Annotated in this window: 19 protein-coding genes and 2 tRNA genes; 6 read left to right on the forward strand and 15 right to left on the reverse strand. The window is 72.5% G+C overall.

Features of this window, described 5'->3' with window-relative positions:
- Positions 1–158: 158 nt before the first annotated feature.
- Together leuD and leuC are read right to left on the reverse strand one after the other, a co-directional pair.
- On the reverse strand, positions 159–758 hold the full coding sequence (gene leuD / locus ADJ73_RS15090; RefSeq protein ID WP_050348949.1) for a 3-isopropylmalate dehydratase small subunit: 600 nt from the start codon (positions 756–758) through the stop codon (positions 159–161).
- Between the two features lie 9 nt (positions 759–767).
- Complete coding sequence (leuC, locus tag ADJ73_RS15095; protein WP_050348950.1) at positions 768–2,159, reverse strand: 3-isopropylmalate dehydratase large subunit; 1,392 nt, start codon at positions 2,157–2,159, stop codon at positions 768–770.
- A 161-nt stretch (positions 2,160–2,320) separates the two neighbouring features.
- On the opposite strand from leuC, the gene ADJ73_RS15100 reads away from it, so the two are divergent.
- The 3 genes from ADJ73_RS15100 (at position 2,321) to ADJ73_RS15110 (ending at position 6,250) form a co-directional block, all read left to right on the forward strand.
- Complete coding sequence (locus ADJ73_RS15100; RefSeq protein WP_050348951.1) at positions 2,321–3,043, forward strand: IclR family transcriptional regulator; 723 nt, start codon at positions 2,321–2,323, stop codon at positions 3,041–3,043.
- 136 nt (positions 3,044–3,179) lie between these two features.
- The gene (locus ADJ73_RS15105) at positions 3,180–4,883 is read left to right on the forward strand and encodes an AMP-binding protein (RefSeq protein ID WP_050348952.1); all 1,704 of its coding nucleotides are present in this window, start codon (positions 3,180–3,182) and stop codon (positions 4,881–4,883) included.
- 17 nt (positions 4,884–4,900) lie between these two features.
- Entirely contained in the window at positions 4,901–6,250 is a 1,350-nt protein-coding gene (locus tag ADJ73_RS15110) for an FAD-dependent oxidoreductase (protein ID WP_050348953.1), read from the forward strand.
- A gap of 237 nt (positions 6,251–6,487) precedes the next feature.
- Here the strand turns inward: ADJ73_RS15110 and ADJ73_RS15115 are convergent, their stop codons facing one another.
- The 7 genes from ADJ73_RS15115 to gltX all read right to left on the reverse strand — a co-directional run bounded on the left by ADJ73_RS15115 (position 6,488) and on the right by gltX (position 12,909).
- A complete protein-coding gene (locus ADJ73_RS15115) occupies positions 6,488–7,783 on the reverse strand; it encodes an acetyl-CoA hydrolase/transferase family protein (RefSeq protein ID WP_050348954.1) in 1,296 nt (431 codons plus the stop codon).
- 118 nt (positions 7,784–7,901) lie between these two features.
- Positions 7,902–8,465 (reverse strand): hypothetical protein, encoded by a 564-nt coding sequence (locus tag ADJ73_RS15120; protein ID WP_050348955.1) that lies wholly within the window; start codon positions 8,463–8,465, stop codon positions 7,902–7,904.
- A gap of 127 nt (positions 8,466–8,592) precedes the next feature.
- Positions 8,593–10,278: a dihydroxyacetone kinase family protein gene (locus ADJ73_RS15125; RefSeq protein WP_050348956.1), complete on the reverse strand. Its 1,686-nt coding sequence runs from the start codon at positions 10,276–10,278 to the stop codon at positions 8,593–8,595.
- Positions 10,279–10,359: 81 nt separating this feature from the next.
- Positions 10,360–10,432 (reverse strand) — tRNA-Glu (locus ADJ73_RS15130).
- A gap of 108 nt (positions 10,433–10,540) precedes the next feature.
- Positions 10,541–10,615: transfer RNA gene (locus ADJ73_RS15135), tRNA-Gln, on the reverse strand.
- Between the two features lie 126 nt (positions 10,616–10,741).
- Positions 10,742–11,434 (reverse strand): HAD family hydrolase, encoded by a 693-nt coding sequence (locus tag ADJ73_RS15140; protein ID WP_050348957.1) that lies wholly within the window; start codon positions 11,432–11,434, stop codon positions 10,742–10,744.
- Entirely contained in the window at positions 11,434–12,909 is a 1,476-nt protein-coding gene (gltX, locus tag ADJ73_RS15145) for a glutamate--tRNA ligase (RefSeq protein WP_050348958.1), read from the reverse strand. The genes ADJ73_RS15140 and gltX overlap by 1 nt, the downstream gene beginning before the upstream one ends.
- Positions 12,910–12,953: 44 nt before the next feature.
- Here gltX and ADJ73_RS15150 point away from each other — a divergent pair, with 44 nt between their 5' ends.
- Together ADJ73_RS15150 and crcB are read left to right on the forward strand one after the other, a co-directional pair.
- The gene (locus ADJ73_RS15150; RefSeq protein WP_253272604.1) at positions 12,954–13,463 is read left to right on the forward strand and encodes a CrcB family protein; all 510 of its coding nucleotides are present in this window, start codon (positions 12,954–12,956) and stop codon (positions 13,461–13,463) included.
- On the forward strand, positions 13,460–13,846 hold the full coding sequence (gene crcB / locus ADJ73_RS15155; RefSeq protein ID WP_050348959.1) for a fluoride efflux transporter CrcB: 387 nt from the start codon (positions 13,460–13,462) through the stop codon (positions 13,844–13,846). The genes ADJ73_RS15150 and crcB overlap by 4 nt, the downstream gene beginning before the upstream one ends.
- A gap of 137 nt (positions 13,847–13,983) precedes the next feature.
- On the opposite strand, the gene ADJ73_RS15160 is transcribed toward crcB, so the two are convergent.
- Together ADJ73_RS15160 and ADJ73_RS15165 are read right to left on the reverse strand one after the other, a co-directional pair.
- Positions 13,984–14,763 (reverse strand): fumarylacetoacetate hydrolase family protein, encoded by a 780-nt coding sequence (locus ADJ73_RS15160; protein ID WP_050348960.1) that lies wholly within the window; start codon positions 14,761–14,763, stop codon positions 13,984–13,986.
- A gap of 59 nt (positions 14,764–14,822) precedes the next feature.
- Positions 14,823–15,338 carry a J-domain-containing protein gene (locus ADJ73_RS15165; protein ID WP_082177045.1) on the reverse strand — a complete coding sequence of 172 codons (516 nt, stop codon included), beginning with the start codon at positions 15,336–15,338 and terminating at the stop codon, positions 14,823–14,825.
- A gap of 44 nt (positions 15,339–15,382) precedes the next feature.
- On the opposite strand from ADJ73_RS15165, the gene ADJ73_RS15170 reads away from it, so the two are divergent.
- Complete coding sequence (locus ADJ73_RS15170; protein ID WP_050348961.1) at positions 15,383–16,309, forward strand: hypothetical protein; 927 nt, start codon at positions 15,383–15,385, stop codon at positions 16,307–16,309.
- Positions 16,310–16,347: 38 nt separating this feature from the next.
- On the opposite strand, the gene cimA is transcribed toward ADJ73_RS15170, so the two are convergent.
- The 4 genes from cimA to ADJ73_RS15190 form a co-directional block, all read right to left on the reverse strand.
- Entirely contained in the window at positions 16,348–17,934 is a 1,587-nt protein-coding gene (cimA, locus tag ADJ73_RS15175) for a citramalate synthase (RefSeq protein ID WP_050348962.1), read from the reverse strand.
- Positions 17,935–18,007: 73 nt separating this feature from the next.
- Positions 18,008–18,727 (reverse strand): gamma-glutamyl-gamma-aminobutyrate hydrolase family protein, encoded by a 720-nt coding sequence (locus ADJ73_RS15180; RefSeq protein WP_050348963.1) that lies wholly within the window; start codon positions 18,725–18,727, stop codon positions 18,008–18,010.
- Complete coding sequence (locus ADJ73_RS15185) at positions 18,711–19,478, reverse strand: 3-oxoacyl-ACP reductase (protein WP_050348964.1); 768 nt, start codon at positions 19,476–19,478, stop codon at positions 18,711–18,713. The genes ADJ73_RS15180 and ADJ73_RS15185 overlap by 17 nt, the downstream gene beginning before the upstream one ends.
- Before the next feature lie 80 nt (positions 19,479–19,558).
- Positions 19,559–20,923, reverse strand: coding sequence for an aldehyde dehydrogenase family protein (locus ADJ73_RS15190; RefSeq protein WP_050348965.1), 1,365 nt, complete (start codon positions 20,921–20,923; stop codon positions 19,559–19,561).

The following is a 20,923-nucleotide window of genomic DNA, read 5'->3' on the forward strand; positions in this document are numbered from 1 at the left end:
CCGTGCGGCTCAGACGAGTGCAGCGGCAAGCACCATCGACGCGAGCATGCCGCGGTAGGAGCAACCGACCCGCCGCAGCCACCCCCGGCACGGCACCGGCCGGGACCCACCGCCCGGGCCCGGCACCCGAGATCCGTTGTCCGCCACCGGGCGTGGCGTTAGGCCGTCCGGGTGATGGTGGTGGGCAGGTAGGCCGGTCGGCGCCGCTCGAAGTCGGCGATCGTGTCCTCGTGGCGCAGGGTCAGGCCGATGTCGTCGAGCCCCTCCAGCAGCCGCCATCGGATGTAGTCGTCCACCTCGAAGGGCGCGACGACGTCCCCGCACGTGATCGTCTTGGAGCCGAGGTCGACGGTGACCTCGGTGCCGGGCTGGGTCTCGAGGAGCTTCCACAGCAGGTCCACGTCCGCCTGCGAGACGACCGCCGTCAGCAGCCCCGCCTTGCCGCTGTTGCCCCGGAAGATGTCGGCGAAGCGGGACGAGATGACCACGCGGAAGCCGTAGTTCATCAGCGCCCACACCGCGTGCTCGCGTGACGAGCCGGTGCCGAAGTCGGGTCCGGCGACGAGGACGGAGCCGGCGGCATACGGCCGCTGGTTGAGCACGAAGGTGGGGTCGCTGCGCCAGGCCGCGAAGAGGCCGTCCTCGAAGCCGGTGCGGGTCACCCGCTTGAGGTACTCCGCCGGGATGATCTGGTCGGTGTCGACGTTGCTGCGGCGCAGCGGGACTCCCACGCCGGTGTGCGTCGTGAAGGCGTCCATGGTGGCTCCTCAGAGGTCGGCGGGGCTGGACAGGGTGCCGCGGACGGCGGTGGCGGCGGCCACGGCCGGCGACACCAGGTGGGTGCGCCCACCCGTGCCCTGGCGCCCCTCGAAGTTGCGGTTGGAGGTCGAGGCGCTGCGCTCCCCCGGGGCGAGCTTGTCGGGGTTCATGGCGAGGCACATGGAGCAGCCGGGCAGGCGCCACTCGGCCCCGGCGTCGGTGAAGACCTGGTCCAGGCCCTCGGCCTCGGCCTGCAGCTGCACCCGGGCGGAGCCGGGGACGACGAGCATCCGCACGGACTCGGCGACGTGGCGCCCGCGCAGGACGGAGGCGACCTCGCGCAGGTCCTCGATGCGCCCGTTGGTGCACGAGCCGACGAAGACGGTGTCGACCGCGATCTCCTTGAGCGGCTGGCCGGCTCGCAGGCCCATGTAGTCCAGGGCCCGCTGCGCGGCCGCCTGGTCGTTGTCGTCCCCGAGCTGCTCGGGGTCGGGGACGCTCGCCGAGAGCGGCAGCCCCTGGCCGGGGTTGGTCCCCCAGGTCACGTAGGGGCTGAGCGTGCTCGCGTCGATGGTCACCTCGGCGTCGAAGGTCGCGTCGTCGTCGCTGCGCAGCGCCGACCACGCCTCGACCGCGGCGTCCCACTCCGCGCCCTGCGGCGCGTGGGGCTTGTCGCGCAGGAAGTCGAAGGTCACCTCGTCGGGGGCGATCATCCCCGCGCGGGCGCCGGCCTCGATCGACATGTTGCAGATGGTCATCCGCGCCTCCATGGAGAGGCTGCGTATGGCGGACCCGCGGTACTCGAGCACGTAGCCCTGCCCGCCCCCGGTGCCGATCTCGGCGATGACCGCGAGGATGACGTCCTTGGCGGTGACGCCGTCGGGCAGCTCGCCGTCGACGGTGATCGCCATCGTGCGGAAGGGCTTGAGCGGCAGCGTCTGGGTCGCGAGGACGTGCTCGACCTCGGAGGTGCCGATGCCGAAGGCGAGCGCCCCGAAGGCGCCGTGGGTGGACGTGTGGGAGTCCCCGCAGACGACGGTCATGCCGGGCTGCGTCAGCCCCAGCTGGGGGCCGACCACGTGCACGATCCCCTGCTCGGCGTCACCCATGGGGTAGAGCCGGATGCCGAACTCCTCGCAGTTGCGGCGTAGAGTCTGCACCTGGGTCAGGCTCACCGGATCGGTGATCGGGCCCGGTGTGGTGGGGACGTTGTGGTCCTCGGTCGCCAGGGTCAGGTCCGGACGGCGCACGGTGCGCCCCTCGAGGCGCAGCCCGTCGAAGGCCTGCGGACTGGTGACCTCGTGCAGCAGGTGCAGGTCGATGTAGAGCAGGTCGGGCTCGCCCTCCGCGCGGCGGACGACGTGCTGCTCCCACACTTTCTCGGCAAGGGTGCCGCTCATGAGGTTCCTCCGTGACTGGGGTCGACCGGCCCGCCGGGACCGTCGGTCCGGACGCGAACGAGCTGGGCACGATGGGCGCGACGCCCACCGGGATGGCAGGCTTGCGCATCTCCGGGCGCCACGGATTTGCGTCTCAGGCTCCGAGACGGCAGTATCAGACTATGGACACCACTTCTGGAGTCGGCGTGCTGGACAAGGCCGCCGTCGTGCTCGGAGCGCTCGAGGCCGGCCCGGCCACGCTCGCCCAGCTCGTCTCGGCCACGGGCCTCGCCCGGCCGACCGCCCACCGCCTGGCCGTGGCCCTGGAGCACCACCGTCTCGTCTCGCGCGACATGCAGGGCCGCTTCGTCCTCGGCCCCCGCCTCGGCGAGCTCGCGAGCGCCGCCGGCGAGGACCGGCTCCTCGCCGCCGCCGGCCCCGTGCTGGGCGCGCTGCGGGACCACACCTCCGAGAGCGCCCAGCTCTTCCGCCGCCAGGGCGACCACCGCATCTGCGTGGCCGCGGCCGAGCGCCCGATGGGGCTGCGCGACTCCATCCCGGTCGGCGCCTCGCTGTCCATGCTCGCCGGCTCGGCCGCCCAGGTCCTGCTCGCGTGGGAGGAGCCCGACCGGCTCCACCGCGGCCTGCAGGGCGCGAAGTTCACGGCCACCACGCTCTCGGGCGTACGCCGCCGCGGGTGGGCCCAGAGCGTCAGCGAGCGTGAGCTCGGCGTCGCGTCCGTGTCCGCCCCGGTCCGCGGCCCGTCCGGCCGCGTGGTCGCCGCCGTGTCGATCTCCGGCGCCATCGAGCGCATCTCGCGCCAGCCGGGGCGGCTGCACGCCGCGACGGTGGTCGCGGGCGCCAACAAGCTGACCGAGATCCTGCGCCGCACCTCCTCCCTCTGACCTCCCTGAGGGAGATTGTCCTCCGTCCGGCGGACCACGCCGACCGCTCAACGATTCGTTCCCCCCACCCCTCGCTCTCCCGTCCTACGTTCGTCCCAGGCTTCCCGCCCTACATCCGACTCGACGAGGAGAGACGATGACCGCTGCGACCGAGACCTTCCGCGAGGCGCGCGACCTGCTGCTGGGCCTGCGCACGGACTACGCCGCCGCGAAGGACCGCTTCACGTGGCCGCAGATCGACGAGTTCAACTGGGCGCTGGACTGGTTCGACCAGATCGCGCAGGGCAACGACAAGCCCTGCCTGTGGATCGTCGAGCAGGACGGCTCGGAGGCGAAGATCTCGTTCGCGGAGATGTCGCGGCGCTCGGCGCAGGTGGCGACCTGGCTGCGGGAGCAGGGCGTGCGGCGGGGCGAGCGCGTGATCATCATGCTCGGCAACCAGGTCGAGCTGTGGGAGTCGATGCTGGCCTGCATCAAGCTGGGCGCCGTCATCATCCCGACGACCACCCTGCTCGGGCCCGCCGACGTGCGGGACCGCATCGAGCGCGGGGGCGCCCAGCACGCGATCGTCCGCTCGCAGGGCACCGGCATCTTCGAGGGCGTCGCGGGCGACTACGGCAAGGTGGCGGTCGGCGACCCCGTGGACGGGTGGGCGGCATACGGCGAGTCCCATGACGCGGCAGCGACCTTCACCCCGGAGGTGACCACCCGCGGCGACGAGTCGATGCTCCTCTACTTCACGTCGGGGACGACCTCCAAGCCCAAGCTCGTCGAGCACACGCAGGCGTCCTACCCCATCGGGCACTTGACGACGATGTACTGGATCGGCCTGGAGCCCGGCGACATCCACCTCAACATCTCCTCGCCCGGCTGGGCCAAGCACGCGTGGTCCAACGTCTTCGCGCCGTGGAATGCCGAGGCCTGCGTGTTCATCTACAACTACACGCGATTCGACGCGGCGGCGCTGATGCACCACATGGACCGCTGCGGCGTGACCAGCTTCTGCGCACCACCGACGGTGTGGCGCATGCTGATCCAGTCCGACCTCGGGTCGCTGCGCACGCCCCCGACCAAGGTGGTCGGCGCCGGGGAGCCGCTCAACCCCGAGGTCATCGAGCAGGTCGAGCGGGCGTGGGGGGCCACCGTCCGGGACGGGTTCGGGCAGACCGAGACCACGCTCGCGGTGTCCAACTCCCCCGGCCAGCCGGTCAAGCCGGGCGCCATGGGGCGGCCCTCGCCGGGCTACGTCGTGCGGCTCGTCGACCCCGCGACCGGCGAGGTCGGCGTGCCGGAGGGCGAGATCTGCCTCGACCTGGCGCACCGGCCGCTCGGCCTGATGGTCGGCTACAACGGCGACCCCGAGAAGAACGCCGAGGTCATGCGGGGCGGCTACTACCACACCGGCGACGTGGCGAGCATCGACGAGGACGGCTACCTCACCTACGTCGGGCGCGCCGACGACGTCTTCAAGGCCTCGGACTACCGGATCTCGCCGTTCGAGCTCGAGTCGGTGCTGCTGGAGCACGACTTCGTCGCCGAGGCCGCCGTGGTGCCCTCGCCGGACCCGGTGCGCCTCGCGGTGCCCAAGGCCGTCGTCGTGCTCGCTCCGGGCGTCGAGGCGAGCGCCGACACCGCGCGCGAGATCTTCCGGCACTCCCGGGCCAACCTGGCGCCCTACAAGCGGATCCGTCGCCTGTCCTTCCACGAGCTGCCCAAGACCATCTCCGGCAAGATCCGTCGCGTCGAGCTGCGGCACGCCGAGCAGGTCGCGTATGCCGCGCAGGACGCCCGTCCCGACGGTGACTTCCACGAGGACGACTTCCCGGAGCTGCGAGGCTGATCGGGCAGACTCCTGCCATGGCTGCCCACGAGCGCACCAGACGCGTCGCCGTCGTCGGGGCCGGTCCCGCCGGGCTGTTCGCCGCCGCGGCCCTGGCCGGTCAGGACGAGCTGCCCGTGCAGGTGGACCTGCTGGACCGGATGCCGACGCCGTTCGGGCTGCTGCGCTACGGCGTGGCCCCGGACCACGAGGGCATCCGCTCCGTCGCGACGACCCTCGCCCGGGTGCTCGAGCTCGACCGGGTCACCTTCTGGGGCCTGGTCGAGCTCGGCCCGGACGTCACCCGGTCCGAGCTGCTGGACGCCTACGACGCGGTGGTCTACGCGGTCGGGGCCAGCGAGGACGTCCACCTGGGCGTGCCCGGGGAGGACCTTGCGGGCAGCCGGTCGGCTCGGGAGTTCGTGGCCTGGTATGGCGGCCACCCCGACGCCCGTCCCCAGCCGCTCGACGGGGTGACGGCGGTCGCGACGGTGGGGGTCGGCAACGTCGCCGTCGACGTGGCCAGGGTGCTGCTGAAGCAGGCGGGCTCGCTGCGTCCCACCGACATGCCCGGCCCGGTGCTCGACGAGCTGGACCGGAGTGCGGTGCGGGACGTCTGGATCGTCGGGCGGCGGGGGCCGCAGCACGCGAGCTACACCACCAAGGAGCTGCGCGAGCTCGTGGCGACGCCCGGGGTCACGGTCAGCGTGTCGGCGGGGGCCTTCGACGGGATCGATGACGCCGCGCTCGACCGCCGCACCCGCGCCAACGTCGCGATCCTGCAGGAGTGCTCGACGGCGCAGGCAGGGGGCGACGGCGCTCGCCGGCTGCACTTCCAGTTCTACGCGCGGCCGGTGGAGCTGACGCGGGCGGACGGCCGGGTCGGTGGCCTGACCGTCGAGCACACCCGCCTGCAGCCGGACGGCAGCGTCGTGGGCACCGGCGAGCTCACCACGCTGGACGTGCAGCTGGTCCTGCGCGCCGTGGGCTACCGCGGCAGCCCGCTGCCCGAGGTGCCCTTCGACGGCACCCGCGCCGTGATCCCCAACGTCGAGGGCCGGGTCGTGGACCTGGACGGCGTGCCGCAGCCCCGGGAGTACTGCACCGGCTGGGTCAAGCGTGGCCCCATCGGCGTCATCGGCACCAACAAGTCCGACGCCGCCCAGACGGTGGGCCACCTGCTCGCCGACCTGCGCGCGGCCGGCTCCCCCACCACGGTGCGCGACGGGATCGGTCCGGTGCTGCGCGCCCGCGGCCACCGACCCAGCACGTTGGACGACTGGCGCGCCATCGACGCGGCCGAGATCGAGCTCGGCCGCGGCGAGGGCCGGGAGCGCGTCAAGGTGGCCACGTGGGACGAGCTGCTGCGGCTGGTCTCGGACCGCTGACTGCCGGCGTCCCTCACGCTCCTCGCAGATCTTCGGGTTGCTACTCGAAGATCTGCGACGGAGGCGAGTCCGCAGCAGCGCGCGGCATACGGCCTCACCCAGGGCCCAGCCGTTTGCCGCCGACCCGCCCGCCCGGAGTGGTCGCAGATCCGACGTCAGACGTCCCCCTGGCGTCGGATCTGCGACCGCGCTGTGGCACCGAGACGGGGCCGCGCGGGTGCCCGCACCCGGGCCGGGCTAGAGGATGCGCATCTCCTGGGCGGCGACCCCCAGCTCCTCCCGGAACCGCGGGTGTGCGATCGCGATCAGCGCCTCGGCGCGCTCGGCGTTGGTCCTGCCCCGCAGCTGGGCGACGCCGTACTCCGTCACGACGTAGCTCACGTCGTTCTTGGAGGTGCTGACGTGGGCGCCCGGCTTGAGCGTCGGCACGATGCGGGAGATCGTGTCGCCCTTGGCCGTGGACGGCGTCACGATGAAGGACTTGCCGCCGCGCGACCGGTTGGCCGCGCGCACGAAGTCGGACTGCCCCCCGGTGCCCGAGTAGGGCACGTAGCCGATGGACTCCGAGCAGCACTGGCCGAGGAAGTCGATCTCCACGGTCGCGTTGATCGTGTGGAGCAGGTCGTTGGACCCGGCCAGGTAGGGGTCGTTGGTGACGTCGACGGGGTGCATCTCGAGGCCGCGGTTGCGGTGCATCCAGCGGTAGAGCCGCTCCGAGCCGAGCGCGAAGGTCGCGACGCTCTTGTGCGGGAAGGCCGTCTTGAGGCGGTTGGTGACCACGCCGGCCTCGACCAGCGTCAGGATGCCGTCGCCGATCATCTCGGTGTGCACGCCGAGGTCCTTGCGGTCGGTGAGCTGCATGACCACGGCGTCCGGTATCGCCCCGAAGCCGATCTGGATCGTCGCCCCGTCGGGGATGAGGTCCGCGACATACGCACCGATGGCCTGCTGCACCGGGCCGATCTCGGGCAGCCCCACGGCGGTCAGCGGACGCTCGTCCTCGACGATCGCGGCCACCTGGTCGAGGTGCACGTGGCAGTCGCCGAAGGCGTAGGGCACCTGCGGGTTGACCTCGAGCACCACGGCCCGGGCGCGCGACACCGCCGCCATCGTGTAGTCGGGCGCCAGGGCCAGCGAGAAGTAGCCGTGCTCGTCCATCTCCGACGCCATCGCGAAGACCACGTCAGCGGGGAAGAGCCCCTCGCGGATCAGCGCCGGCATCTCGGAGAAGTAGCTGGGGCGCGTGCGGATCCACCCTTCCTGGGCGCCCGTGCGGGTCGGCGCGCCGAGGAAGTAGGCGTTGTGCCGCACGTGCTGCCGGGTCTCCGGGTCGAGGTAGCCGAACGGCCGCAGCGGCAGGATCTGCTCGACCCTCACGTCGGTGAGCTCGGTGCGCCGGTCCGACAGCGCCTCGAGCAGGGTCGGCGGCTCGCCCACCCCGGTCGGGACGACGATCGTGTCGCCGTCGCGGACGACCGAGACGGCGTCGTGCGCCCCGACCAGCTTGCGTCGGTAGGCGTCGTGGAAGGTCATGCGTCATCCCTTCGTCGGGGCCCTGCTCATCCTCCCGCGATCGTGGACGGTTCGGGCCGTATGGCGACCAGAACCGCCCACGTCGTCGGGACTGTCGGGGTTGTCACGGCCGAGGCCGTCACACCATGGCGTCTCCCGCGCGCTTGGCGTGGCGCAGCCCCAGGGCGCCGAGGAGCAGCATGAGCACGCCCCCGACGTAGGCCACGAACGAGGCGATCTTGGCGATGAGGCCGATGGTGCCGAAGGCGTACGCGGTGAGCAGCATCGAGCGCAGCGCGTTGCCCATGAACAAGCTCTGCCGCAGCTCGCCGAGCTTGGCCACCTCGGCCTTGTCCGCGGCGGGGTCCTTGGACTTCTTCATGAACTCGCCCGAGACCTCCTCGTAGGTGCGGCCCTGGGAGGACTTGTTCATGTGCACGAGGATGTAGTGGTCGGCGAACGCCTTGGCCTGGTCCCCGGTGGTCATCTCCTGGCCGGCGTACTGCTCGAGGTAGGGCTTGATCTCGGGGTCCTCGATGGCCTTGCCGGACGGCATCGTGATCTTCTGCGCGGCGAGCTGGTCGTGCACCTGCCCCTGGGCGAAGGACGAGGCCCAGGTCAGCAGGCCACCTGCCACCAGCAGGATGACCGCGAGGACGAGGCCGAAGGACGAGAGCACGGTGTCGAGGGTCTTGCGTCGCATGGTGGCGCTCCTTGGGGGTCGAAGCACCGGTCTGGGTGGCCGGTAGATGCTTCAACGATCCCCCTCCCCCGCGAGGCGACCATCGGCGAGGTGCGTGTTCCGCGTCACAGCGCGCCTCCTGCGGCCCTCACCGCCCGTCGACCTCGTCCCGTATGCCGGTCAACCACGTGGCCACCGCCACGGCACCGGGGTCGGGATGCCCCTTGGCGCGGTCGCCCACATAGCTCGCCCGCCCCTTGCGCGACACCCCTTCGCGGGTGGCGTCGGCGCCCTCCCGCGCGGCGGCGAGGACCGCGTCCCAGCCGTCTGCGGCTGCCACGGCGGCCGGGACCAGCGCGTCGACCATCGTGCCGTCACCGGGGGACGCGCCCCCGAGGTCGCGGACCGCCTCGACCGCGGCCCCGAGTGCGTCCGGCCACGACCCGCCGTCGCCGAGGGCCCCGGCAGCCCCCATGAGGCCGGCGGCATACAGGGGTCCTGAGGTCCCGCCGATGGCCCGCCGGAAGCGCGCCGACAGGGTGCGCAGCAGGTAGGCGGCCTCGCCGTCGACCGGCTCGTCGAGCCAGGCGCGCGCGCCGCGGGCCAGCGCCTCCCCGAGATCCCCGTCGCCGACGACGCGGTCGAGCTCGGTGAGCTCCCGCTCGGCGTCCAGCAGCGCCCGGCAGGCGGCGTCGACAGCGGCCCGGGTGCGCGGGTCGGCCTCACCGGGGTCGACGTCGGCCGTCGGGTCGGCGGGGACGGGCACCTCCGGGGCCTGCGAGCTCGCGGAGGGCTGCCCGGCTCCCGCCCCGGCACCCGAGCCGGCTCCGGGCCACGCCAGCGCGGCCGTGGGGCGGTCGAGCAGGTCGAGCTCGTCCGGGGTCGCCGGCAGCACGGTGAGCGAGGCGCCGGCCATCTCCAGGCTGGTCATCACCGCCCCTTGGTAGACGCGGGAGAGCCCGATCCCCCGCGACGCCAGGGCGCGGGCGGCCGCGCGGGCCAGGACGGCGAGCTCGGCCGGCGGGGTGCCTCCCAGTCCGTTGACCAGCAGCACGACCGGCGTGCCGTCCGGCACCGGCCGGGCGTCCACGATCCGTGACACGAGCTCCTCGGCGAGCTCGTCGGCCGGGCGGTGGGGCACCTGGGCGACCCCGGGCTCCCCGTGGATGCCGAGGCCGAGCTCGACCTTGCCCTCCTCGACCTCGAAGGTCTGCTCCCCCGACCCCGGCTGCGTGCCCGGCCCGAGCGCCACACCCATCGTGGCGAGGCGGTCCGCGACGTGCTGGGCTCGGTCGCGCACCTGCTGCAGGGTCTCGCCCGCGTCGGCCGCGGCCCCGGCGACCTTGTGGACGAGCAGCGTCCCCGCGAGACCACGGGCGCCCGCGTGGCTGTCGCTGTCGCCCAGGGCGACGTCGTCGCCGACGACGACCATCTCGACGTCGAGCCCCTCGTCGCGAGCCAGCTGCGCGGCCAGGCCGAAGTTGAGCCGGTCCCCGGTGTAGCTCTTCACGACGAGCAGGCAGCCCGCCTCCCCCGTCACGGCGCGTATGCCGTCGAGCACCTCGTCGACGCTGGGCGATGCGAAGACACCGCCGCTCACCGCGGCCGTGAGCATGCCCTGCGCGACGAAACCGGCGTGCGCGGGCTCGTGCCCGGCGCCGCCGCCCGACAGCACCGCGACCGGCACCGTGGCTCGGGTCTCGTCGGTGACGACCCGGTCCGCGCGGACCACCGTGGTGCGGTCCTGCAGGAGGGCGAGCCCGGGCTGCGACAGCGCGAGCCCCTCGAGGCTCTCTCGGACGAACGTGGCGGCATCGTTGCGGAACTTCGGCATACGTCCAGCCCACCACAGGAGCGTCCGCGCCGCACATGCAGCAGGCCCCCTCCCTGGTGGGAGGGGGCCTGCTGATGGATGTACCCCCGACCGGATTCGAACCGGCGCTACCGCCGTGAGAGGGCGGCGTGCTAGGCCACTACACAACGGGGGCAAACTCTGCGCTCAACGTCCCGGGAGGCGCTGGGCAACGAGGAGAAACTCTAGCCTAAGCCGGGCGTTCCTCCCAATCGAGGTCCGCTCGCGAGAGCGGTCCACCGATTGGCTGGGGTACCAGGACTCGAACCTAGACTAACTGAACCAGAATCAGTCGTGCTGCCAATTACACCATACCCCAAGGGAATTCGTCCGTGACCAGGACCCTCGACGAGGAGTCCGGACCCGCGGGCGAACCAAGAGAGAACTCTACCGGAGCGAGCGCCCCGCGCTCAAATCGCGCGCCGCACGCTCAGGTCGCGCGTCCTCACCACACCACCGCGTCCAGCGAGGCCACGACGGCCACCCCCACGTCCTCGCCGGCCCACTCCCCGCGGCGGTCGAGCCACACCCCCCGCAGGCCGGCGGCCTGCGCCGCCTGCGCGTCGACGGCGAGGTCGTCCCCGACATACAGGGTCTCGCCCGGCTGCGAGCCGAGCAGCCGGCACGCCTCGTGGAATGCGCGCGGGTGGGGCTTGCCGTAGCCCAGGGTGTCGGTGGTGGCGACCGCCCCGAAGGCTGCGGACAGCCCGACCGCCTCGAGCTTGAGCTCGGTGAAGCTCTGCGAGGAGTTGGTCAGCGCCCCGACCAGCAGACCGTCCACGAGGGCGCGCTCCAGCAGCCGCTCCACGTCGTCGAAGGCCGTCGTCCCGGCCCGGAAGGCGGCGGGCCAGCGCTCCTCGAACTCGGCGAAGCTCGTGTCGGCCCATGCGAGCCCGGCGTGACCGGCCACCTCGCGCAGCCGGGCCTCCCGCATCGCCTCGAAGGTGAGCTCTCCCCGCGTGTAGCCGCCGAAGAAGCCGCCCGGGTCGGCGTGGTAGCGCCGCCCCAGCTCCTCGGCCCGCTCCACCGAGCCCGGCCACACCTCGCCGATCACGGACGCAGCGGCGCGGCTCATCGCCCCGCGGGTGTCGAGCAGGGTGTCGTCAATGTCCAGCAGCAGCGCGCGGGTGCCGCTCATCAGAGGGTCGCGCGGAGCCGGCGCAGCCGGGCCAGCGTGGCGTGCCGGCCGAGGATCTCCATGGACTCGAAGAGCGGCGGGGAGATCCTGCGGCCCGTCACGGCGACGCGGGCGGGGGCGAAGGCGAACTTCGGCTTGATCCCGAGGCCGTCGACGATCGCGGCGCGCAGGGCCGCCTGAATCGGCTCGGCGGTGAAGTCGTGCAGGCCCTCCAGCGCGGCGATCGTGGCGTCCAGCACCTGCGGGGCGTCGTCCTTGAGCGCGGCGACCGCGTCGGGGTCGAAGGTCAGCTCCTCGTCGGCGACGAAGAGGAAGCCCAGCATCGGCCCGGCCTCTTTGAGCAGCTGCATGCGCTCCTGGACCAGCGGGGTGGCGGCCGTGACCAGGTCCATCTGCTCGGGGGTCGGCTCGCCCGGCAGCTCGCCGGTGCGCACGAGGTGGGCAGCGATGCGCCCGGCCAGGTCCTCGGGCGACAGGGCCCGGATGTAGTGGCCGTTGAGCCAGTTGAGCTTGTCCATGTCGAAGATCGGGCCGACGGTGTTGACCTTGGTCCAGTCGAACGTCTCGACGAACTCCTCGAAGGTGCTGACCTCCTGACCGTCCGCGACCGGGGGGTAGCCCACGAGCTGCAGGAAGTTGACCAGCGCCTCCGGCAGGTAGCCCTCCTCGCGGAACCACGTGAGCCGGGCGGCGGGGTTCTTGCGCTTGGAGATCTTGGACTTGTCGGGGTTGCGCAGCAGCGGCATGTGCGCGAACTGCGGGACCTCCCAGCCGAGCCACCGGTAGAGCAGGACGTGCTTGGGGGTCGAGGAGATCCACTCCTCCCCGCGCACCACCGTGGTGATGCCCATGAGGTGGTCGTCCACGACGACGGCCAGGTGGTAGGTCGGGAAGCCGTCGGCCTTGAGGATCACCTGGTCGTCCGGCCGGGGGGCGCTCACCCACCCGCGGATGACGTCCTCGAAGCGGGTCTCGACGTCGTCCGGGATGAGCATCCGCACCACGGGCCGGTCGGTGAATCCCGGCAGCGCAGCGCGCTCCTCGCGGGTCTTGCCGACGCAGAGGCGGTCGTAGCCGGTGGGCAGCTTGAGCTTCTGCTGCTTGTCCCGCATCTCCGCGAGCCGCTCGGTCGAGCACCAGCAGTAGTAGGCGTGGCCGGCCTCGACGAGCTGGTCGACATACGGCTTGTAGGTGTCGAGCCGCTCGCTCTGGCGGTAGGGGGCGTAGGGGCCGCCCACGTCCGGCCCTTCGTCCGCGGACAGCCCGAGCCAGCCGAGGGTGTCGTAGATCTGCTGCTCGCTGCCCTCGACGTAGCGCGCCTGGTCGGTGTCCTCGATCCGCAGGACGAACCGGCCACCGGTCTTGCGGGCCCAGGCGAGGTCGAAGAGCGCCATGTAGGCGGTCCCCACGTGCGGGTCGCCGGTGGGCGACGGGGCGACGCGGGTGCGGGCAGGGGTGAGAGCAGCGTCAGTCATGGTGGGCACAGCCTATCGGCCGCGAGGAGGCATCATGGGTGGCGATGCCTACCAGCCCTCCCCCACCGCACCGGCGTCATCGGGCCCCGGAGCCGGTGCTGCCGCCGGACCCCGACGTCGACGTCCTCGGCGCCTCGCCGGCCCGCCCCATGCACCTGCACGGCCGGTATGCCGCCCTGGTCGCCGCGGGCGGCGCCGTCGGCGCGGCGACGCGCGAGGCCCTGGTGCTGGCCTTCCCCGCCGACGGCATCGACACCGCCGTGCTGGCGATCAACGTGGTCGGGGCGTTCCTGCTGGGGCTGCTGCTCGAGCGGCTGCTGCTCGCCGGGCCCGACCGCGGCCCTCGACGGGCGGCGCGGCTGCTGCTCGGCACGGGCGTGCTGGGCGGGTTCACGACCTACTCGACCCTGGCGCTGGACGTGGTGCGCCTCCTGCAGCGCGGCGACGCCGGTATGGCGATCGCCTACGGCCTCGCCACCGTGCTGCTCGGGGCGGTGGCGAGCCTCGCGGGCATCCGGTGCGGGGCCGCTCTCGGACGCAGGCAGCCGGCATGACGCCGCTGGTCTTCCTCGGGGTCGCGGTCGGTGGCGGCGTGGGGGCGGCGCTGAGGTTCGTCCTGGACGGGTGGGTGCGGGCCCGCGCCCGGTCGGCCTTTCCCGACGGCTTCCCCGTCGGCACGGTGCTGATCAACGTGACCGGCTCCGCCCTGCTGGGGCTCGTCTACGGGCTGGCGGCCCGGCACGCGCTGGGCGCGGGCTGGGCCCTGGCGCTGGGGGCCGGGGTGTGCGGCGGCTACACGACCTTCTCGACGGCCAGCCTGGAGACGGTCCGGCTGGCCGCCGACGGCCGGTCCGCGGCAGCCCTGCTCAACGGGTTGGGCACGCTGGTGGTGTCGGTGCTGGCGGCCGCGGCCGGCCTGTGGCTCGCCGCTCTGTAGCTGCCCGCGCCGCCATTGGTCACCAATGACGTTCTGGATCGTTCAAGAGGTTGGCTGAGACGCGATTGGTGACCAATGGCGCCGACAAAGGAGTGCGGGGTGCCGGCGTGGGGGGGCGGCGTGGGGGCGGCGCGCGGCTACCGGGCGCGGACGAAGGGGTTGGACAGCGTCCCGATCCCCTCGATCTCCACGTCGACGCGCTGCCCCTCCTGCACCGGCCCGACGCCCGCCGGTGTGCCGGTCAGGATCACGTCCCCCGGCAGCAGCGTGAACGACTGGGAGACATGGGAGATCAGCGTGGCGACGTCGAAGATCAGGTCCGCGGTGGACCCGTCCTGCACCGTCTCGCCGTCGAGGCGGGTCTGCAGGCGCAGGCGGCTCGGGTCCAGGTCGGTCTCGATCCACGGGCCGAGCGGCTTGGAGCCGTCGAACCCCTTGGCCCGCGACCACTGCCCGTCCGCCTTCTGGTGGTCCCGCGCCGTGACGTCGTTGGCGCAGGTGTAGCCGAAGACCGTCGCCATGGCGAGCTCGGGCTCGACGTTGCGCACCATCTTGCCGATGACCACGGCGAGCTCACCCTCGTAGTGGATGTTGCTGCTGGTCGCCAGCATCGGCACCGGGTCCCCCGGACCGCACACGGCGGTGTTGGGGACGAGGAACATCAGCGGCTCCGTGGGCAGGTCGTTGCCCATCTCCTTGGCGTGGTCGGCGTAGTTGCGCCCGATCCCGACCACCTTGCTACGCGGGATCACCGGCGCGAGCAGCCGGACGTCGTCCAGCGGGTAGCGCTGTCCCGTGAAGGCGATTTGCTGGTAGATCGGGTCGCCGCCGATCTGGGCGACGACGAGGTCGTCGCCCTCCTGCTCGACGACGCCGAAGGCCGGGTCTTCCCCAAGGGTGAATCTCGCGATACGCACCCCCCAAACCTACCCCCGGCGGAAGGATCGACCGGCCTTCGTTCCCCAGGCTGATACTCCTACCGGCGGTAGGTTCGCTGGATGCGGCGCCACCAGACGGCGGCGCGACGGTCGGCCTCGGCCTGCTCCCGCGCACGCCGCTCCTCCTCCGAGCGCAGCCGGGCCTGTGCCTCCGCGAGACGGCGGTGCTCGCGCCATACGGCCACCAGCTCCTCGACGTCGAGGACCTTGGCGATGGGCGGCATCTGGGGACCGGCCGCCGGGCGCAGCCGGTCGAGCTTCACGCGCCGGTTGTAGTCCTCGACGATCGCGCGCACCGACTCCTCGCGCGGGACGTCCCGCAGCGTCTGCGGCATGTCGTGGGCTTCCTTGCGCAGCGCCATGGTCGGGTTCATCGCGCCCGTCATGTCGAGCTGCTCGCGCTCGATCAGCCCGTTGATCCACCAGTCCTCGCGATAGGGCCGGTCGAGGCTGGGCAGCGGCTTGCCGGCGCCGGGGAGGTTGTCGAGCTCCCCACGCTCCTGGGCCTCCCGGATGCGCCTCTCCGCGATGGTCTCGACGTGGTGCGGGTCCATCGCCGCATTGTCCCACCGTCGCGGCCCGCACCTAGGATCGGCGGGTGATCGTGCTGACCCGTGCCGAGTGGGAGCCGCTCGCCGCCGCGCACCGGGAGCGGGCCGAGGCGGCCACCGCGGCGCACCTTGCGCGACGGGCCCGCGGGGAGAAGCACCCGGTCGAGGACTTCCTCTTCGAGTACTACGGTCTCCGCCCAGGCCATCTCGCGCGCTGGCACCCGGGTCCTGGTGTGGCGCTGGTGGATTCGCCGGAGCACGCGGCCTGGTCCTACTACGCCACCTCCGGGGGGCTCACCTCGCTCGACGTCGGGTCGTATGCCGAGAAGCGTGGCGCCACCGTCAGGTTCGTCCGCGAGCTGCTGGCGTCGACGCACGGGCGCGAGGCCCGCTTCGGCTGCTTCGGGCTGCACGAGTGGGCGATGGTCTATCGCCAGCCCGAGGACGAGGTGCGGCACGGCTCGCTGCCGCTGCGGCTGGGGCACGCCGGGACGGACGAGGTGGTGGAGGCCCACGAGATCCGCTGCACCCACTTCGACGCCTACCGCTTCTTCACCCCGGACGCGTTGGGGCGCAACGTGGTTCGGCCCACTCGCGACACGATCCAGAGCCACGAGCAGCCCGGCTGCCTGCACGGCGGCGCGATGGACCTCTACCGGTGGGCGTTCAAGCTCGCCCCCGGGATACCGGGCGACCTGGTGCTCGACTGCTTCGAGATCGCCCGGGAGGCAAGGCTGCTCGACATGATGAGCTCGCCCTACGACACCGGGTCGCTGGGGTTGCCCAACATCGCGATCGAGACGGCGGACGGCAAGGCCGAGCACGTGCGCCGGCAGCGCGCCATCAGCGAGGCCGCGGCGCCGGTGCGCGCGCGGCTGATCGCCGCCTGCGAGGCGCTGATCGTCGCCTCCGACGCGCTGATCGCCACCGGCGACGCCCCCCTCGACCCACGCCGAGCCGGGAGCTCACGCTGAGCCCGGAGCTCACGCTGAGCCCGGAGCCCGCCCCCGTGTCAGCGGACGGGGACCCCGGCGCTGTGCAGCCCGTAGGTCAGCCCGTCCAGCAGCGCCATCCACGACGCCTCGACGATGTTGGCCGCCACGCCCACCGTGGTCCACGACTGGTTGTCGTCGGCCATCTCGATGAGCACGCGGGTGATGGCGTCCGAGCCGTGCGCGGAGTCGAGGATGCGGACCTTGTAGTCCACCAGCTCGACGCCGTCGATCTCGGGGTAGACGCCGACGAGGGCGTTGCGCAGCCCCTCGTCGAGCGCGTTGACGGGCCCGTTGCCCTCGCCGGTGGCCACGAGCCGGCGGCCACCCGCCCGCAGCTTGACCGTCGCCTCCGACACGGCCACCCCGTCGCCGCGCGCCTCGGCGATGACCCGCCAGGACTCGACCTCGCAGTAGGAGATCGGTTCGCCCGTCACCTCCCGGCGCAGCAGCAGCTCGAAGGACGCGTCGGCGGCGTCGAAGGTCCAGCCGCGCAGCTCGAGGTCCTTGACCAGCGCCACGATCCGCGCCTGCACCTCCCCCTGACCCGACAGGTCCAGCCCGAGCTCGCGGGCCCGCAGCTCGATCGACGCGCGACCGGCCATGTCGGACACCAGGGTTCGCATCCGGTTGCCGACCGAGGAGGGGTCGGTGTGCTGGTAGAGGTCGGGGTCGACCTTGAGCGCCGACGCGTGCAACCCCGCCTTGTGGGCGAACGCCGAGGACCCGACGTAGGGCTGCCGGCCGTAGGGGGTGATGTTGGTGATCTCGCTGATGGAGTGGGAGATCCGCGAGGCCTCGGCCAGCTGGGCGTCGGCCACGACGGGCCGGTCGAGCTTGAGCTGCAGGTTGCTGATGATGGTGAGCAGGTCGGCGTTGCCGGTGCGCTCGCCATACCCGTTGACGGTGCCCTGCACCTGCACGACGCCCGCGTCGACCGCGGCGAGGGAGTTGGCGACGGCGCAGCCGGTGTCGTTGTGGCAGTGGATCCCGAGCGGGGCGCCGGTGCTGCGGGTCACGTCATCGACCACGTCGGCGATCCGGGACGGCAGCATGCCGCCGTTGGTGTCGCACAGGGCGACCACCTCGGCGCCGGACTCGACCGCGGCACGCACCGCCTCCAGCGCGTAGTCGCGGTCCAGCTGGTAGCCGTCGAAGAAGTGCTCGGCGTCGAGGAACACCCGCCGCCCCTCCCCGACGAGGAAGGTCACGGTGTCGCGGATCATCGCGAGGTTCTCCGCGAGCGTGGTGCGCAGCGCCTGCTCCACGTGCCGGGTGTGGGCCTTGGCGACGAGGGTGATGGCCGGCGCGCCGGAGTCGAGCAAGGCCCGCACCTGGGCGTCGCTGTGCGCCTGACCGCCCGCCTTGCGGGTGGCGCCGAAGGCCGTCAGCACGGCGTGCTGCAGCCGCAGATCCCGTGCCCCGGCGAAGAACTCGGTGTCGCGCGGGTTGGCGCCCGGCCAGCCGCCCTCGATGAACCCCACGCCCAGCTCGTCCAGGTGCCGCGCGATCGCGATCTTGTCCTGGACGGTCAGGTGCAGACCCTCCTGCTGCGCGCCGTCGCGCAGGGTGGTGTCGTAGACCTGCAGTGCGGGCCGGTCTCCCATGGCTCGTCCTCTCGGGCAGGGTGCGGTCGTGCGCCCATGATGGGCCCGTATGCCGCTCCCCCGCCTCGCCGTCTCACCGCCTCGCGGCCGCCACGAGCGCGTCGAAGAGGGCAGGGTCGGTGCCCGCCTCGGGGTGCCACTGCACCGCGAGGCAGAAGTCCGCGGCCGGGTCCTCCATGGCCTCGAGGGTGCCGTCCGCCGCCCACGCCGTCGCCTCGTAGCCGGGGTGGGTCAGCACCGACTGGTGGTGGTAGGTCGGCACCTGCGCCCGCTCCCCGACCAGCGCGGCGAGCCTCGAGCCGGGCCGCACCGACACGTCGTGCGTCCCGAAGACCCCTGGCGCCGGCGAGTGCTCGTCGTGCCCGACCCGGTCGGGCACGTGCTGCTCCAGCGTCCCACCCGCCTCCACCGCCATGACCTGCATGCCCCGGCAGATCCCGAGCAGCGGCAGGCCGCGCCGCCGGGCCTCGGCGACCAGCAGCAGCTCGGTCTCGTCGCGGTCCGGGCGGGCCTCCTGCACCGACGGGTGGGGTTGCGCGCCATACCGGCTCGCCTCGACGTCGACGCCACCGCTGATGATCAGGGCGTCGACGCGGTCCAGCCACCCCGCGACAACCTGCGGGGTGACGTCGAGCCGCGGCACGAGCAGGACGGGCAGCGCGCCCGCCCGCTCGACCGCGAGGGTGTAGTCGCGGGGCAGCACCGCGGACGGCTGGTCGACCCACGGCGCGCGGGTGACGTCCTCGACATACGTCGTCAGGGCGACGACCCGCAGGTCAGAGCGGGGTGACATAGGCGCCCGCGATGCCGCCGTCGACCAGGAACTGCGAGGCCGTGATGAAGGAGGACTCGTCGCTGGCGAGGAAGACCACGGCGTTGGCGAGCTCCTCCGGCTCGGCGAATCGGCCCATGGGGATGTGGACCATCCGGCGCGCGGCCCGCTCGGGGTCCTTGGCGAAGAGCTCCTGCAGCAGCGGGGTGTTGACCGGCCCGGGGCACAGCGCGTTGACGCGCACCCCCTCGCGCGCGAACTGCACACCGAGCTCGCGCGACATCGACAGCACCCCGCCCTTGCTCGCGGTGTAGGAGATCTGGGAGGTCGCGGCCCCCATCACGGCGACGAACGAGGCTGTGTTGATGATGGATCCGTGCTTCTGCTCCAGCATGTAGGGCAGCGCGGCCTTGCAGCAGAGGTAGACGCTGGTGAGGTTGACCTCCTGCACCCGGCGCCATGCCTCGAGGTCGGTGGTGAGGATCGAGTCGTCCTCGGGCGGGGAGATGCCGGCGTTGTTGAAGGCGACGTCGACCGAGCCGTAGGTGTCGAACGCGGCCTTGAACAACGCCTCCACCTGCTCGGCGTCCGTCACGTCGCACGCCACGAAGAGCCCGTCGACCTCCTGCGCGACGCGCGGACCGTTGGTGGTGTCGAGGTCGCCGATCACGACCCTCGCCCCCTCCTCGGCGAACCGTCGCACGGTCGCCAGGCCGATGCCGCTGCAGCCGCCCGTGACGACGGCGACCTTTCCTTCGAGTCGAGCACCCATGGTGGGCAGTTCCTTTCGTCGTTCTTGTCGATGGCGGTGGATCGTGCGGAGCACGCCGTATGCCGTGCCGGGGGTCGGCGTCACGCGTCGGCGATGAAGACGTTCTTGACGTCGGTGAAGGAGTCGAGCGCGTCGGGGCCGAGCTCGCGGCCGAGCCCGGACTGCTTGAAGCCACCGAACGGCGTCGAGTAGCGCACGCTGGCATGGGAGTTGACCGACAGGTTGCCGGCCTGGACCGCGCGGGACACGCGCAGCGCCCGGCCCACGTCGCGCGTCCAGATCGAGCCGGACAGGCCGTAGTGCGTGTCGTTGGCCATCCGGATCGCGTCGGCCTCGTCGTCGAAGGGCAGCACGGCGACGACGGGCCCGAAGACCTCCTCCTGCCAGACCGCGTCCCGGGTCGAGCGGGGCAGCACGACGGTGGGGGCATACCAGTGGCCCCCGCCGTCGGGGCGCGTGCCGCGGAAGGCCACGTCGACGTCGGCCCCCTCGACGTAGGCCGAGACGCGGTCGTGGTGTTCGGCGCTGACCAGCGGACCCATCTGGGTGGCCTCGTCGCCCGGGTCGGCGACCACGACGCCCTCGACCGCCGGCTCGAAGCGCTCCATGAACGCGTCGAAGACGCTGCGCTGCACCAGGATCCGGCTGCGGGCGCAGCAGTCCTGGCCGGCGTTGTCGAAGACGCTCATGGGGGCGCTGTCGGCGGCCTGGTCGAGGTCGGCGTCGGCGAAGACGATGTTGGCGGACTTGCCCCCGAGCTCGAGGGTGATGCGCTTGATCCGGTCGGCGGCGCCGCGCATGATGCGCTGCCCCACGGCCGTGGACCCGGTGAAGCAGACCTTGGCGACGTCGTCGTGCGTGACGAAGCGCTCCCCCACCACCGAGCCCTTGCCGGGCAGGATCGTGAGGACGTGCTCGGGCAGCCCTGCCTCCAGGGCGAGCTCGCCGATCCGCATCGCGGTGAGCGGGGTCAGCTCCGCCGGCTTGAGGACGACGGCGTTGCCGGCGGCCAGGGCCGGCGCGAAGCCCCAGGCGGCGATGGGCATGGGGAAGTTCCACGGCACGATGACCCCGACGACGCCGAGCGGCTCCTTGAAGGTCACGTCGAAGCCCCCGGCCACGGGGATCTGCCTGCCGCACAGGCGTTCCGGGGCCGCCGCGTAGTAGTGGAGGACGTCGCGGACGTTGCCCGCCTCCCAGCGGGCGTTGCCGATCGTGTGGCCGGCGTTGTCGACCTCCAGCCGGGCCAGCTCCTCCACGTGGTCGTCCACGACGTCGGCGAAGCGCCGCAGCAGCCGGCCGCGGTCCGCGGGCGCCATACCGGCCCAGGCCCGCTGGGCCGGGACCGCGCGGGCGATGGCCTCGTCGGTGGCCTGCTCGTCGACGAGCTCGACCTCCCGCAGCCGCTCGCCGGTGGCGGGGTTGATGATCTCGTGGGTCGTCAC

The organism is Arsenicicoccus sp. oral taxon 190 (assembly GCF_001189535.1).
Classification (GTDB): domain Bacteria; phylum Actinomycetota; class Actinomycetes; order Actinomycetales; family Dermatophilaceae; genus Arsenicicoccus.

What these genes read in the sequence shown, in the direction of transcription:
- leuD (WP_050348949.1), bottom strand. Translation starts at nt 758, where the DNA reads ATGGACGCCTTCACGACGCACACCGGCGTGGGAGTCCCGCTGCGCCGC.
- crcB (WP_050348959.1), top strand. Translation starts at nt 13,460, where the DNA reads ATGACGCCGCTGGTCTTCCTCGGGGTCGCGGTCGGTGGCGGCGTGGGG.
- ADJ73_RS15150 (WP_253272604.1), top strand. Translation starts at nt 12,954, where the DNA reads ATGCCTACCAGCCCTCCCCCACCGCACCGGCGTCATCGGGCCCCGGAG.
- ADJ73_RS15120 (WP_050348955.1), bottom strand. Translation starts at nt 8,465, where the DNA reads ATGCGACGCAAGACCCTCGACACCGTGCTCTCGTCCTTCGGCCTCGTC.
- leuC (WP_050348950.1), bottom strand. Translation starts at nt 2,159, where the DNA reads ATGAGCGGCACCCTTGCCGAGAAAGTGTGGGAGCAGCACGTCGTCCGC.
- ADJ73_RS15110 (WP_050348953.1), top strand. Translation starts at nt 4,901, where the DNA reads ATGGCTGCCCACGAGCGCACCAGACGCGTCGCCGTCGTCGGGGCCGGT.
- ADJ73_RS15140 (WP_050348957.1), bottom strand. Translation starts at nt 11,434, where the DNA reads ATGAGCGGCACCCGCGCGCTGCTGCTGGACATTGACGACACCCTGCTC.
- ADJ73_RS15105 (WP_050348952.1), top strand. Translation starts at nt 3,180, where the DNA reads ATGACCGCTGCGACCGAGACCTTCCGCGAGGCGCGCGACCTGCTGCTG.
- ADJ73_RS15165 (WP_082177045.1), bottom strand. Translation starts at nt 15,338, where the DNA reads ATGGACCCGCACCACGTCGAGACCATCGCGGAGAGGCGCATCCGGGAG.
- ADJ73_RS15185 (WP_050348964.1), bottom strand. Translation starts at nt 19,478, where the DNA reads ATGGGTGCTCGACTCGAAGGAAAGGTCGCCGTCGTCACGGGCGGCTGC.
- ADJ73_RS15115 (WP_050348954.1), bottom strand. Translation starts at nt 7,783, where the DNA reads ATGACCTTCCACGACGCCTACCGACGCAAGCTGGTCGGGGCGCACGAC.
- gltX (WP_050348958.1), bottom strand. Translation starts at nt 12,909, where the DNA reads ATGACTGACGCTGCTCTCACCCCTGCCCGCACCCGCGTCGCCCCGTCG.
- cimA (WP_050348962.1), bottom strand. Translation starts at nt 17,934, where the DNA reads ATGGGAGACCGGCCCGCACTGCAGGTCTACGACACCACCCTGCGCGAC.
- ADJ73_RS15180 (WP_050348963.1), bottom strand. Translation starts at nt 18,727, where the DNA reads ATGTCACCCCGCTCTGACCTGCGGGTCGTCGCCCTGACGACGTATGTC.
- ADJ73_RS15125 (WP_050348956.1), bottom strand. Translation starts at nt 10,278, where the DNA reads ATGCCGAAGTTCCGCAACGATGCCGCCACGTTCGTCCGAGAGAGCCTC.
- ADJ73_RS15100 (WP_050348951.1), top strand. Translation starts at nt 2,321, where the DNA reads ATGGACACCACTTCTGGAGTCGGCGTGCTGGACAAGGCCGCCGTCGTG.